The sequence below is a fragment of the Anabaena sp. 54 genome (genome assembly GCF_017355725.1).
GTDB classification, from domain to species: domain Bacteria; phylum Cyanobacteriota; class Cyanobacteriia; order Cyanobacteriales; family Nostocaceae; genus Dolichospermum; species Dolichospermum heterosporum.
In genome coordinates, this window is the sequence record NZ_JAAVWA010000035.1 from 1 (window position 1) to 14,993 (window position 14,993).

Annotated in this window: 7 protein-coding genes and 1 pseudogene; 3 read left to right on the forward strand and 5 right to left on the reverse strand. The window is 39.4% G+C overall.

Going from position 1 to position 14,993, the window contains the following annotated elements; genetic code table 11:
* Positions 1-716: 716 nt before the first annotated feature.
* On the reverse strand, positions 717-1,718 hold the full coding sequence (locus tag HEQ36_RS22150; protein ID WP_053537890.1) for a phosphoribulokinase: 1,002 nt from the start codon (positions 1,716-1,718) through the stop codon (positions 717-719).
* Between the two features lie 1,076 nt (positions 1,719-2,794).
* On the opposite strand from HEQ36_RS22150, the gene petH reads away from it, so the two are divergent.
* On the forward strand, positions 2,795-4,150 hold the full coding sequence (gene petH / locus HEQ36_RS22155) for a ferredoxin--NADP reductase (protein WP_168635762.1): 1,356 nt from the start codon (positions 2,795-2,797) through the stop codon (positions 4,148-4,150).
* 133 nt (positions 4,151-4,283) lie between these two features.
* Positions 4,284-5,573, forward strand: a complete 1,290-nt coding sequence (locus HEQ36_RS22160) for a homoserine dehydrogenase (protein WP_168636173.1) — start codon at positions 4,284-4,286, stop codon at positions 5,571-5,573.
* A 112-nt stretch (positions 5,574-5,685) separates the two neighbouring features.
* Here HEQ36_RS22160 and HEQ36_RS22165 read toward each other — a convergent pair whose 3' ends face one another.
* The 4 genes and pseudogenes from HEQ36_RS22165 to HEQ36_RS22180 all read right to left on the reverse strand — a co-directional run bounded on the left by HEQ36_RS22165 (position 5,686) and on the right by HEQ36_RS22180 (position 11,743).
* Entirely contained in the window at positions 5,686-5,832 is a 147-nt protein-coding gene (locus HEQ36_RS22165; RefSeq protein WP_168635763.1) for a hypothetical protein, read from the reverse strand.
* Between the two features lie 274 nt (positions 5,833-6,106).
* Positions 6,107-7,385 (reverse strand): annotated as a pseudogene (gene iscB, locus HEQ36_RS22170) (RNA-guided endonuclease IscB).
* Between the two features lie 229 nt (positions 7,386-7,614).
* On the reverse strand, positions 7,615-10,836 hold the full coding sequence (locus tag HEQ36_RS22175; protein ID WP_168635764.1) for a DUF4347 domain-containing protein: 3,222 nt from the start codon (positions 10,834-10,836) through the stop codon (positions 7,615-7,617).
* Positions 10,837-11,305: 469 nt separating this feature from the next.
* Positions 11,306-11,743, reverse strand: a complete 438-nt coding sequence (locus HEQ36_RS22180; protein WP_027403284.1) for a CAAD domain-containing protein — start codon at positions 11,741-11,743, stop codon at positions 11,306-11,308.
* Between the two features lie 807 nt (positions 11,744-12,550).
* On the opposite strand from HEQ36_RS22180, the gene pcrA reads away from it, so the two are divergent.
* Positions 12,551-14,878: a DNA helicase PcrA gene (gene pcrA / locus HEQ36_RS22185; RefSeq protein WP_168635765.1), complete on the forward strand. Its 2,328-nt coding sequence runs from the start codon at positions 12,551-12,553 to the stop codon at positions 14,876-14,878.
* Positions 14,879-14,993: the final 115 nt, after the last annotated feature.

Genomic DNA, 14,993 nt, shown 5'->3' on the forward strand with positions numbered 1-14,993 from the left:
CAAAATATTCACTTAATTCTGTCACAATCAAACAATACAGCAATTCTCGCTCTAATGAAATACAATGGAGGGCGCAGTCCCTGCGCCCCTACGTGCCACAATCAAATAATATCCCAATAACAATCCTGCAAATCCTCAAATCCTGGAAATCCTGATTCAGACAAAATATTCACTTAATTCTGTCACAATCAAACAATACAGCAATTCTCGCTCTAATGAAATACAATGGAGGGCGCAGTCCCTGCGCCCCTACGTGCCACAATCAAATAATATCCCAATAACAATCCTGCAAATCCTCAAATCCTGGAAATCCTGATTCAGACAAAATATTCACTTAATTCTGTCACAATCAAACAATACAGCAATTCTCGCTCTAATGAAATACAATGGAGGGCGCAGTCCCTGCGCCCCTACGTGCCACAATCAAATAATATCCCAATAACAATCCTGCAAATCCTCAAATCCTGGACATCCTGATTCAGACAAAATATTCACTTAATTCTGCCACAATCAAACAATATCCCAATAACAATCCTGCAAATCCTCAAATCCTGGACATCCTGATTCAGACAAAATATTCACTTAATTCTGCCACAATCAAACAATATCCCAATAACAATCCTGCAAATCCTCAAATCCTGGACATCCTGATTCAGACAAAAAAAAGAGGGAACATATTTAACTGTTCCCCCTGAACTTTGACACAAACTGCTGTTTTAGACTTGAACTGCTAATTTTGCTTCTTTAGCTGTCAATCGCTCATAAGCATCACGCATTTTCAACCCTGTCAATACTTGGAATAAACCAGTACCATTATTAGAGCCTGGATATTCACGGTGTTGTAGTAACAAGTGAGTCATCTCACCTTGATATTTGGTGGATGTTTTGCTCAAATGAGTTTCGATGTAAATTACTTCATCGAGGTTATCAAATTGACCGTCTACTTCTAAAACAGAGACGTAACGACCATAGTAAACATCAGTACCGTAGTAAAGCTGCATACCGGGGTAAGAACAGGTCAGTTTGCGTCCGCAAGGAGTCCACTGAATCGTTGAACCCTCGTCAAACAGGTAACTTGGCTCAAAGCCTTCTTTACCTTCCCGTTGTAACATCCGTACCCGTAAAACTTTACGTTCTGTATCGTTTTTAATTAAGTTTGTGGGTAATACTTGCAGAACCACGTCAGCAAATTCTCTTTGTGGTTCGATGAATTTTTCAAAATCAGGTTTACGAGAATTGATTTGTGCTAGAACATCTTCATAGCGGTGACCTCTTTCAGCCATATCGCGTTGAATTTTCCAAGCAATTTTGACTTCATCGCTGATATCAAAATAAACGCTGAAGTCTAGAAGCGCTCTTACTCGTTCATCATACAAGGGATGCAGCCCTTCTACAACAATAATATGATTTGGCTCAATCCATTCTGGTGGATCAATCATGCCAGTTTCATGGTTATAAATTGGCTTATGAATCGCCTGACCTTCTTTAAGAGACTTAATTTGTTCATACATTAAGTCAAAGTTATTTGCTCTGGGGTCAAGTGCAGTTATGCCTGTTTCTTTACGTTGTTTACGATCTAGGCAATGATAGTCATCTAAACAGATAACTGTCATAAATTCTTCGCCAAATAAATCAATCAACCGACGCAAAAACGTAGATTTACCGCACCCAGAGTCTCCGGCTACTCCAATTAGTACCACGCGTTCCGGCTTAGTCATAAATTCCCTCTAAATACTAAATGTGTCAATCAATAATTTTTCTCACAGCAGATTCTGAATCTAGGAGCTTACCCCAACGGTATTGTCCTACGTTCTGGCTATCCAGCATAACGATGACAGATTTCAACAAATAACTTGTACGCCTATAGCAGTTACTCGTCCTAATTAGCCTAATTTTATGGCTGGTAAGTATTTAATCTTAGTGTTGCCCTAAATTTTAACAGAATGGGGTGTACTCTCACAAGATTTACCTTAAGAACGAATCTAGTTCCCTAGCAATTATCTGTTTAACATTCTGCCATAGATGATACATTTTTTTAGATTTGAGAGAAAATAGGAGTTAGCACTTCGGCTGACTTCGACAAACTCAGTACAAGTCCCTCTGTTACCAGTCAGGAAGAAGGAAGAAAGCTTGTGAGTATTTGATAGTACAGCGTGGCGTATGGCTCAACTCGCACTACGCTAAATTCATGTATTATTTTAACACTGTACTTAATTTACCTGGAATGTACTGTACCTATAGGAATCCGGTTTGATTCTGTGAATTTACTTGTGTGGTCAGGGAAAAGGGAAAAGGGAACAGGGAAAAGGGAACAGGGAACAGGAAAGACAGAATTGATACCTATTGAGTCTTGTTTAAAAATCAAATAGGAGTCCTATATAAAATTGATTATTAATAAAGTCCGTTACTGCACCGTCATGGTAAGATGGTACTGGTAGTTTTAGAAATCAAAAAGCTTTTTTTGCAAACCCAGGATTTTTGCAGGATCAATATGCAGTAGAATATTTGATTAACAAGCCTAAAACTATGTAGTTCGAGAAAAAAAGATTAAAGTGATTCACTATTAACATTCTCGCAAAGACTTATCCTCTAATTTAGAAGGTGAACAGGTGTGTTTTTTGCCATGCCTACTGGTCTTGGGCGAGTGTACTGAGCAAGGCATCATCATAAATGATGTCGTTTTCCCAGATGGCTAGTTTTGTGATCCGAAAATCCGGTAAACTAAACCTCGCATAAGGATGGGAATGATTTTTTTTTGATAAACGGTTAAGTAAATATCGGAGTGTTAGAAGGAATGTACAATCAAGGTGCTGTTGAGGGTGCTGCCAATATAGAATCAGGTAGCCGCGTCTTCGTTTACGAAGTGGTGGGTCTGCGTCAGGTTGAAGAAACTGATCAAACCAACTACCAAATTCGTAGAAGTGGCAGTGTATTCATCAGAGTACCTTACAACCGCATGAATCAAGAAATGCGACGGATCACTCGCCTGGGCGGTAAAATTGTTAGTATCCAATCTGTTACAGCTTTACAGCAACTCAATCGCAAAGTTGACTTAGTAGTTAACGAAAAAGTTGAATTGGCAACTGCTGACATTAAAGTTAGCAGCGAAGTCGCGGCTGAAGTAAGTGCTAACAAAGATGAACATGGCAAATCCACACCTGTAAGTAATGTTAGTGAAGCTAAAGGCTTTGCTAAAACACCAGCTAAGGATAAGAAAGGCAACTCCATGACTCAAGCAAAAGCCAAAAAAGATGCTCATGCTGATGTTCCTGTGAACATTTACCGTCCTAATGCTCCGTTTATTGGTAAGTGTATTTCTAATGAAACATTAGTTAAAGAAGGTGGAATTGGGATTGTTCAACATCTCAAGTTTGACCTGTCTGCTGGCAACTTGAGGTATTTAGAAGGACAAAGTATTGGGATTATTCCTCCTGGTGTAGATAAGAATGGTAAGCCTGAAAAACTCAGACTGTACTCCATTGCTTCTACTCGTCACGGCGATAATCTAGATGATAAAACAATATCTCTGTGTGTTCGTCAGTTAGAGTACAAGCATCCAGAAACAGGTGAAACGGTTTATGGTGTTTGTTCTACCTATCTGACTAAAATTAAACCAGGTGATGATGTCAAAATCACTGGTCCTGTTGGTAAGGAAATGTTATTGCCGGAAGATCCTGAAGCTAATGTGATCATGTTAGCAACAGGTACAGGTATTGCGCCTATGCGGACTTACCTGTGGCGGATGTTTAAGGATGCAGAAAGAAAAGCTAACCCAGAATATCAATTTAAAGGATTTTCCTGGTTGTTGTTTGGTGTGCCAACATCTCCCAATATTCTCTACAAAGAAGAATTGGAAGCAATGCAAGAGAAATATCCAGAAAACTTCCGTCTCACCTATGCTATCAGCCGGGAACAAAATAACCCCGCAGGTGGCAGAATGTACATCCAAGACCGGGTTGCAGAACACGCTGATGAATTGTGGCAGTTAATTAAAAATGAAAAAACTCACACTTACATCTGCGGTTTGCGCGGTATGGAAGATGGCATTGATGCTGCTTTAAGTGCTGCTGCGGCTAAAGAAGGTGTAGTTTGGAGTGATTACCAAAAGGATCTAAAAAAAGCTCACCGCTGGCACGTAGAAACATACTAATTTAGTCAGTGGTCATTAGTCATTGGTCATTGGACAATTAAAAGAAGATAATTAGTAGGTAGGGCTTATGCTCTGCCTACAATTGTTTTATTGTTCTATATTTCTATATAAGTTCATTGTGGGTGCAAAATCTGTGGCTGTCAAATTAGGAATACTTGGATTAGGTACGGTGGGAACGGGGACAGTGCAACTGTTGCAAGACAATGTAGGTCGTCATCCGCTGTTACAGGACATTGAAATCTATCGAGTGGGTGTGCGATCGCTCACGAAACCCAGATCTGTAGAATTATCATCAGAGGTGATAACTACGGATTTAGAAGCCATTGTTAATGATCCAGCCGTAGATATAGTTGTAGAGTTAATGGGGGGATTAGAACCCGCCCGCACACTCATGTTGACAGCTATTAAAAATGGTAAGCACGTAATTACCGCCAATAAAGCCGTAATTTCTCGATTTGGTGGCGAAATATTCACCGCTGCTAATCAAGCGGGTGTCTATGTGCTGCTAGAAGCCGCCGTTGGTGGCGGTATTCCTGTAATTCAACCCCTGAAACAATCTTTAAGCGTTAATCGCATTAGCGCTATCATGGGTATTGTCAATGGTACAACCAACTACATCCTCACCAAGATGCAAACAGAAGGGAGTGAATTTGATGATGTCTTAGCAGATGCTCAGAGGTTGGGTTATGCTGAAGCTGACCCGACAGCGGATGTTGATGGTTTGGATGCCGGAGATAAGATTGCTATTTTGGCATCTTTAGGATTTGATGGACGAATTAATCGAGATGATGTTTATTGTGAAGGAATTCGTCAAGTTACAAAAACAGATATTGCCTATGCTGCTAAATTAGGATTCGTAATTAAATTACTAGGAATAGCTCAACATTTAGATGAAGATAACTCCCAACTTTCCGTGAGAGTTCATCCTACCCTAGTTCCCCACAGCCACCCTTTAGCTAGTATTAACGGTGTTTATAACGCTATTCTGATCGAGGGAGAACCGATAGGACAAGTGATGTTATTCGGTCCTGGGGCTGGGGCTGGGGCTACCGCTAGTGCAGTATCATCAGATATCTTAAATCTTGTTGCTACCCTCAAAACCAATACCACGAAACCAAATTCTCTCCTCGCTTGTAGACATCAACATTACTCGCAAATTACCCCCATTACCGAGTTAATAACCCGGTTTTATGCCCGTTTCCTCAGCAAAGACCAAGCGGGAGTCATTGGGAGATTGGGAACTTGTTTTGGCAATTATGGCGTGAGTTTAGAGTCAGTTGTCCAAACTGGCTTTCAGGGAGAACTAGCCGAGATTGTCGTTGTTACCCACAATGTCCGGGAAGGGGACTTTAGACAAGCCTTAACAGAAATTCAAGCAATGGAATCAATAGACAGTATTCCCAGCGTATTACGAGTGCTTTGAAACATAAAAACATCAAAATATCCCCGACTTCTCAAAGAAGTCGGGGATATTGTCATTCTATTATTAATTAACAATAAGATAGTTCTTCCTTATCAATTTCATGATAACATTTTTAAAATTGTTTGTCAATACCATAAATCTCTTTTTTGGTTGGCGTTTTTGCGTTTTTTAGCGAAACATCATGGGGTGATGATGTATACTTAACACGGCTTATTTGTTTGGCTTCCACACCCGTCAGGGAATAAATTCCCTGTCTCATAGCTCAAGTCCGTTAAAACGGACTAATGAATTTTCCTAGTATTTAGTCATCTTTTAGATGACTTTCGCTATTAGCAAGGAACTTGAGTTTCTTGCGGGATGAAGATTTTGCGTTAAGTTGACACCAATGAAGCTCTTGCTTTACCCCTACAAATCTAGGTTTTTCGTAATTTTGTAAAAGTCCATGTCTCAACCGTGTTTAGTATAAATCAGGAAGACAGAGAATTGATTCCCTGTCTCTGCATTTAATCTCATAAAATTGTAGTTTTCCGTAGTCAAACGTAGCTATATCCGTCACTACAATGAACCTTAGTAATATCTTTCATTGTTGAAAATTCAACTCTAAAACCATTGATAACAATCTCACATCCGTTTTTTGTGGGAGTTTTAACACGACTTACATACCTTCCAGAAGTTATGTTTTTACGATCTTTGTGCAAAGTAGCCTTAACAAAATCTCCTGTAGAAACATGAGTGAATATTTTTTTAGGCTCGGTGCAAGGAAAACCAAATTTATTGATCCTACAGAATCTTCTGCAACTATGCCCCGTGCTTTTTACTGTTAAAATTTTTGTTGTAAGTATTTTGAGAGTTTCAACTTTCCCTACACAAGCAGCATCAATCCAATGAGTTTTAGGCAATCCTAAACGAGTTCTATTAAACTTAGTTAAACCTCCTGAACCTGTTGTTATAGGTAATCCAGTTTCTTTTAACTTATTAAATAAAGCCCATCTCGTTGAATTTACAGCAGACGCATCTTTTAGTGTCCGCTGGGCTTGGGATAAAATTTGCTTCAACAACTCAGGCTTTTTTACTAAAAACTTCTCAATATCTTGAGTACCTTTTTTGATATTGCATTTCTCACAAGCTAGACACAAATTAGAAATTCTATTAGTTCCTCCTTTGGCTTTTGGTTTAATATGCTCAACTTGTAAAGGGACATTTTCAGCAGTACAGTATGCACATTTTCTATTCCATTTATTCAAAAGATATTCACGGACTTCATACCCTTGTAACTCTCCTTTGTTGATACTCAAAGCCTGATATCTCCGGGTTTTCTAACTGCTGTAGGTCAAACCTAGCAAGCTCTTGAACTATGTCAGTTATTGGGGCAAAATTACATAATCTTTTGACCCAAGTGTTAATAGTTAAAACTCTATGGCTTAAAGAAGGTGCTAACCAACCTTGAGGTTTAGTGCGGTTAAGAAATCTAGCTTGACGATAACGAGTATGTCTAGAACGTCTTCCTCGCCTTACTCCTTTTCGAGTTTCTAGGCTTTCTTTAATAGCTAAACCTCTGTGTTGTAATTCCATACCCCAGATGACTTTATTATTTTGAACTAACGCAAAACCTGTAGTTTTACTCCCTGGATCTATTTTTAATTCAATCGGTTGAGTTGGAACGTCAGATTTAGGTTCTTTCAAAATTATGGTAAATGGAAATCTTCTAAATACAGCAGCTTTTTGTTGATTTAATAAAAAACGTGCATCTCCTGGATGGATTGGAGTAAGTGGTTTTTTGTTGGTATCAAGAACTAGAACAAAATTAGACATTTAAATTTCACCTTTCCAGGGTAATGTTTGCTTCAACCTTGTTATCTAAGCTTGTTATGCTAAATACACTATCCTTGCGGATTGTTTAATAAGTAGCAACATGGCAGGGGACTAGCGAATCCCAAGGTGTTATGACCTAGATAACGTTTACTCATGTTTTGAGTGGTTTGGTTCACATAAACTACAGATTACTCCGTTTATTTATGCTCTCTTCTAGCTAAAGTTCGTTTTAATTGAACAAGAAATTACCACCAAAGAGGTTGATATTCGCATTGGCGCTGGTAAATCCAGATGTCCCTGATAAGGTCACTAATAACTGACCAGTACCAAAACCAGTATTACCACCAATCCCATCACCAACTCTTACTAATGTAGAAGTACCCGATGTAATCACATCAAAATTGGCAATACCTGTAAAATTCAGTTTATCACCACCGGCACCGCGCACAAATTGGTAAACTGTATCCGTACCATCACCAAAAGCGTAGTTAACGTTATCTACAACATTATCGTTTAAACCCAAATACAGATCATCGTTACCAATTCCACCAATAAGGGTATCTGCACCAGCACCTCCATTTAAGTAATCATTACCATCTCCACCTGTGAGAATGTTAGCTGCTATATTTCCCGTAATGCTATTATTGAGGCTGTTACCTGTACCGTTAATTGCGTCTATTCCGGTCAGGTTCAAGTTTTCTAGGTTGGTAGTTAGGGTGTAAGTTACACCACTGAAAACATTATCTGTTCCTTCATTGATATTTTCTATGATGGTATCTGCTACATTATCCACATAATAGGAATCGTTACCTATACCACCAATGAGGGTATCTGCACCAGCGCCACCATTGAGGATATCATTACCAGCACCACCGATGAGAATATTTGCGGCTATATTACCTGCAATGCTATTATTGAGGCTGTTACCTGTACCATTAATCGCGTCTATTCCGGTCAGAGTCAGGTTTTCTACGTTGGTGGTTAGAGTGTAACTGATAGTGCTGGAAACACTGTCTGTTCCTTCATTGATATTTTCTATGATGGTATCTGCTACATTATCCACATAATAGGAATCGTTACCTATACCACCAATGAGGGTATCCGCACCAGCGCCACCATTAAGAGTGTTGTTGCCAGTATTACCGATGAGGGTATTATTGAGGGTGTTACCTGTACCGTTAATAGAAGCTGTACCAGTTAAGGTGAGGTTTTCTATGTTGGCTTTTAAAGTCCAAGTGATAGAAGATTCAACGGTATCAATACCTTGATTTAAAAATTCAGCAATGACATCACCCACATTATCTACCACATAAGTGTCATTACCTTTACCACCACCTAATAAATCTGCACCTGTTCCCCCGTTCAGAGTGTCATTACCGTCTCCACCACTTAAATCATCGTTTCCTGTACCACCTTTAACCCAATCATTACCCGCAGTACCTAAAAAGCTGACTGTACCTGCAAAGCTAGTTAAATCAAAGCGTTCAAACCCGAATACTGTTGTCCCTGGAATATCTAATTGATTGGTGGTGTTATTGGCATCAATGGAGATAAGATCATTAACTGTTCCTCCGGTGATGATCAGGGTATCTGTGCCATTACCACCTTTGATGGTGTCGTTTTGTTGTAAATTGGCAAAGGTGCTGGTGATGGTGTCTTCTCCATAGTCAGCATCTATGATATCTTGTTGGGCTGTGGTGGTAAAGCTTTCGTTATCGTTAAGGTCAGTGACTCCAATGGTTAGTTGTTTCTCGAAGGATAACCCACCCTGGTCTGTGGTTTTGACTCTAATGCTATAACTGTTTTTGGTTTCGTAGTCAAAGACAGAGTTGGTGGTAAGTTGATTTCCGTTAATGCTAAATAAACTATTATCCGTTGCACCGTCTCCGGTGACTAAACTATAGGTAAAGGTGTTTGCTGTATCTGGGTCTGTGGTGGTGAGATTACCAACCACTGTACCAATAATTTGGTTTTCCGCAACTGTGCTGGTGGAGAGAGTGAGGTCTGTTGGTGCTTGGTTTAAAGATGGACTAGTAAACTCACTCACATCAATAATCTTTAAACCACCTCCTCCGTCAGCTACATAAGCGTAGTTACCCACTACTTGCACATCATCAGCCCCGCCAAATGTATCATAATTGCCCTTGAGGGTGGGGGTTGTGGGGTTGCTAATGTCAATTATTTTCAGTCCTTTATCATAATCAGCTACGTAAACGTAGTTACCCACTACTTGCAAACCATAAGCATAGCCAGAAGTATTATAATTGCCCTTGAGGGTGGGGGCTGTGGGGTTGCTAATGTCTATGATTTGTAGTCCTGCACCATCATCAGCAACATAAGCGTAGCTACCCACTACTTGCACATCTACAGCGACATATGTATCATAATTGCCCTTGAGGGTGGGGGTTGTGGGGTTGCTAATGTCTATGATTTGTAGTCCTGACTGAGCATCAGCAACATAAGCGTAGTTACCCACTACTTGCACATCTACAGCATAGTTAGATGTATCATAATTACCCTTGAGGGTGGGGGTAGTGGGGTTGCTAATATCAATGATTTGTAGTCCTGAATAACCATCAGCAACATAAGCGTAGTTACCCACCACTTGCACACCTCTAGCATGGCCAGATGTATCATAATTGCCCTTGAGGGTGGGGTTTGTAGGGTTGCTAATGTCAATTATTTGCAGTCCTGAATCCTGATCAGCAACATAGGCGTAGTTGCCTACTACTTGTACATTTGAAGCATTGCCTGATGTATTATAATTGCCTTTGAGGGTGGGGGTAGTGGGGTTGCTAATGTCTATGATTTGCAGTCCTAAACTATCACCAGCTACATAAGCGTAGTTACCCACTACTTGCACACCTCTAGCAAAGCCATCATAATTGCCCACTAATGTGGGTGCAAATACTCCCTGGTAGGTGTTGAGGGTTTCTGCACTAAAAACAATATCCGGCAAATAAGGTAGAGACGTTCCATGGAACGTCTCTGTAACGGGAATATTCACCTCTAATTCCCAATTTCCCCCTAATGCTGCATTTCCCGTCTTTGTTGCTGACGCGCTAATGGTTGCATTGGTAATCTCATGTAACTTGTGAATAAACTCTTCTCCAGCATCCCCAGCAGCGACGTTACAGCCATAGAGTAAAATATTCTCGCTTTGCCAATGCTGCAACAATTCAGCATATTTACTGATATTATCTAAATTCAGTTGACCATTTCCTAAATACAAACATCCCGGAGAACCGTGAGAAACGATGTGAATGGTGGTAATTTGGGGATGTTGTTGTAAAACTTGGCTAATTTGCTCAATCCCGTCTTGATTTCGGGAAAGAATCACCGTTTCTACACCCTCTACAACTCCTGTTTGTAGAGTCTGATAGTCGGAAAGGGAGGCATCAATAAAAACAATAGTTGTCGCGGTTTGACTGAGAAAAGAGTTGCTAAACATATTTTTTTCCTTTGCACTTGGTAAATAAGCTTTCACACCTGCCCTGGAACTGAAGTTCCAGGCTAATAGCTAAAGTACGTTGAAACGTACTCTGATGACATCGAAATCAAAAATTATCCTATTTCTAGAACAAATACCGCCAAAATAGTCGGTTTCAACCGACTTGAGCTATTAGACAGGGAATTAATTCCCTGGCTTGAAGGTACTTGACACTGTTGAGCAGTGGTAAACCTCTACAAATTCTTATCCAAACAGGTTAAAAATGTATATAATGGTAAGATGTGTTATTTGTAAACACAACCGTGATCTTTCAGTTATAAATAATCTTTTTGTAACACATATTTGAACTCACGTATGTGACATATTCTAAATTCACAAAAGAACAACGAACTCTTGGCTTTGTAAAAAAGAAAAAAGATACCCGACTCTTTAAAGAAATCGGGTATCTAAAATGATCTAAATTTGTGAGTTAAGATTTAGAAGTGTGCTTACCCACAACTTGGGATTTGAGGGTGGTAATTTCTTCAGATAACTCCTGTCTGCTAGAAGCTTTGAGTAAATAGCGATAAACAAACCACACAGAATAACCAATGCCAATTAATTCAAAGGTAGGTGCTACCAAAGGAACATCATTAAGAGCATCTAATACAGCCAATAGTACCTTAACTGTGATTACTCCTGTCACTACTAAGCCAATACTAACAATGGGCTGCTGATATTGACCAAAGAATTTACCTACATAGTCTGGTAATGTCCCCAAAAAACCAGAAATTTGTTGTCCATATTTCAGCCATTGTTCTTGAGACTGCATAGGAGGTTGAAGTTTGGTCAAATTCCCGGTTTGAGTGTTAATTTCGGGTATGGTTGTTTCTTTAGACTGGGTTTCTTTAAATTCTGGTTCTTGCATTTTTGTTTCCATGATTTTGAAAGTTGAGTTTCTTACCTAGATATTTACAACCAAAAGGCTGTTAACCGGCACTTTCCCTCGCTAATCAGAGTGAGAGATTAGAGATTATTGGTTTATCTTACATCTAGAGTTCTTCACAAGTGTCAGTAACCCAGCCCTAAAGGGACTGGGCTTGCAAGAGTAATCAAGCAAGCCATACTGACCAGACCACCCTAAGCATAGTCGAAGGGTAGCCGTTATTTGAGTCACGACACCTCGGAATGCGAAGCTAGTTCCCCGCTCTGTCGCTTGTGATTAAACAGTTCTAAGGTCACTGGAACAGTGTTGCAAGCTCAAGCAAGCTCTTATAACTGGTCGAAGCTAACATTACCCCAGAAATGGGAGTTGGTTTCCAGATTCCAATCAAAAATCTGGTTTCAATTTTAATATCCACAGCGGTTAAAACCGTGGTCAGTGAGCTTGCGATGCCCTGAGCCTGTCAAAGGTCGAACTGCTCGTGTCGTGGCTGGTGAGCTGCGTCGAACCATCCCTCTCAGGGCTAAAGCCACGCTCGTTTCCCACTTACCGGGTATTCTTATGATAAAACTTTACACAAAATCCAGTAACATGAAGTTGCTAGTTATGGAACAGGCAAGGATAAAACTAAATAATCTCATACTATATCAAATTTTCTCAAAGTTTAGCAATTTAAGTAAATTTTTATCATTTTTGCCCCATTATGCTGCTTTTGTTTGATTCTTTGTACTGAGTTCGACGTTGACAGAATAACCCGATAACAAATTGTCCTTTTCATCATTGTTGTAGTTTATGACCACAAATATTGATTTTCTTGCTCACCTTAATCCTAGTCAACGTCAAGCAGTCGAACACTACTGCGGACCATTGTTAGTGGTGGCTGGTGCTGGTTCTGGGAAAACCCGGGCGCTGACTTACCGCATTGCCAATTTAATTATTAAACATCGTGTTAATCCTGAAAATATCCTCGCGGTGACATTTACCAATAAAGCTGCTAGGGAAATGAAGGAAAGAATTCAAAGGATATTTACTGAACAATTAGCAATATCACAACATGGTAAAAAGTTTGATTTGCTGACAGAATATGAACAAAGCTTACTAAAAACACAGGTTTACCGCACTACTATTAAAGATATGTGGTGTGGAACTTTTCACAGTTTATTCTCGCGGATTCTGCGCTGGGATATCGAAAAGTATCAAGATGAAAAAGGCAGAAAATGGAATAAAAACTTTTCTATCTTTGATGAATCGGATGTCCAAAGTGTGATTAAAGAAATTGTCACCAAAGATTTGAATTTAGATAGTAAAAAATTTGAACCTAAATCTATTCGCTACGCTATTAGTAACGCCAAAAATCAAGGACTTTCTCCCCAACAATTTGAAAGTGAACAACCAGACTATCGGGGTAGAGTTATTACTGATGTTTATAATCGCTATCAAGATAAACTTGCCCAAAATAACGCTTTAGATTTTGATGATTTAATTTTGATTCCTACCCGATTATTTCAACAAAATGAGCAAGTTTTAGCTTATTGGCATCAAAAATTCTCTCATATTCTAGTTGATGAATATCAAGATACCAACCGGACTCAATATGATCTAATTCAGCTTTTGGTGACAAATGGAGAAACCCGTAAAAGTGAATGGAAATGGCAAAATCGCTCTGTGTTTGTGGTTGGTGATGCTGACCAGTCAATTTATAGTTTTAGAATGGCAGATTTTACCATTTTGCTAGAATTTCAGGAAAATTTTGGGGATGGTTTAGCAGATGATGATACTCGTTCTATGGTGAAATTAGAAGAAAATTATCGTTCATGTGAAAATATTCTCCAAGCGGCTAATGAATTAATTGAAAATAATACTCAACGGATTGATAAAATCCTCAAAGCCACAAGAGAACCAGGAGAAGGAATTTATTGTCATAAAGCTGATGAAGAAATGGCAGAAGCAGCTTTTGTGATTAACCAAATTAGAAATTTAGAACATCAACACCCGGAATTAAATTGGGGTAACTTTGCAATTTTATATCGAACAAATGCCCAATCTCGACCTTTTGAAGAATTATTAGTAAAATATCAAATTCCTTATACGGTTGTGGGAGGCATGAAATTTTACGATCGCAAAGAAATTAAAGATGCTGTGGCATATTTAAGGGCGATTAATAACCCAGCGGACACTGTCAGTTTATTACGAGTTATCAACACACCTCGGCGGGGAATTGGTAAATCTACTGTTGATGCTTTGGTGAATGCTTCCCAACAATTAGGAACAACTTTATGGGAAATATTAAGTGATGAAACATCTGTAAATACTTTAGCAGGACGTTCGGCGAAAGCGGTGAATAATTTCGCCGCCATGATTCAAAATCGTCAAGAACAAATCAAAGTTGTTCCCGGTTCGGAAATTTTACAAGGGGTTTTAGAGGATTCTGGCTATATTAAGGAATTGCAAGATCAAGCTACAGATGAAGCTGATAATAGAATCAGTAACGTCAATGAATTATATAATGCTATGCTGCAATTTCAAGAAGAAAATGCTGGAGAAGATATTTCTTTACAGGCATTTTTGCAAAGTGCGGCTTTGAGTTCTGATTTAGATAATTTAAAAGAGGGACAAACAGCGGTTTCTTTAATGACTTTACACGCTTCTAAGGGGTTGGAGTTTCCTGTTGTCTTTTTGGTGGGATTAGAACAGGGACTTTTTCCGGGTTATCGTTCTTTACAAGATCCTTCATTGTTAGAAGAGGAACGGCGTTTGTGTTATGTGGGAATTACCCGCGCTCAAGAACGGTTGTTTTTATCCCATGCCAGAGAAAGACGTTTATATGGGTCCAGAGAACCGGCAATGCGATCGCAATTTCTCGATGAAATCCCCGCAGAACTATTAACCACCCAAAATAAAGTTACCCGGAGTTCGACTAAAACCACACCTGCAACCACTAGTAAACAAACCACTCCCGGAATTTGGCAAGTAGGTGACAGAGTATTACATAAGTCCTTCGGACTTGGGGAAATTACCCACGTTTTCGGAGAAGGAAATAAGGTGTCTGTAGCGATTAAATTCCTGAGTTTAGGACAAAAAATTGTAGACCCCAGAGTAGCCCAATTACAAAAAGTCTAACTTATCATAAAAACGTAGGGGCGCAGGGCCTGCGCCCATGAGAAATGTAGGCTGAAATGTTGGATTTATAATGTTGGGTTTCGTTCCTCAACTCAACCTACAAATTTTGTAACCA

Excerpts from the sequence above, each read along its gene's own strand:
- HEQ36_RS22150 (WP_053537890.1), bottom strand. The coding sequence starts at position 1,718 with ATGACTAAGCCGGAACGCGTGGTACTAATTGGAGTAGCCGGAGACTCT.
- petH (WP_168635762.1), top strand. The coding sequence starts at position 2,795 with ATGTACAATCAAGGTGCTGTTGAGGGTGCTGCCAATATAGAATCAGGT.
- HEQ36_RS22165 (WP_168635763.1), bottom strand. The coding sequence starts at position 5,832 with ATGAGACAGGGAATTTATTCCCTGACGGGTGTGGAAGCCAAACAAATA.
- HEQ36_RS22175 (WP_168635764.1), bottom strand. The coding sequence starts at position 10,836 with ATGTTTAGCAACTCTTTTCTCAGTCAAACCGCGACAACTATTGTTTTT.
- HEQ36_RS22180 (WP_027403284.1), bottom strand. The coding sequence starts at position 11,743 with ATGCAAGAACCAGAATTTAAAGAAACCCAGTCTAAAGAAACAACCATA.
- pcrA (WP_168635765.1), top strand. The coding sequence starts at position 12,551 with ATGACCACAAATATTGATTTTCTTGCTCACCTTAATCCTAGTCAACGT.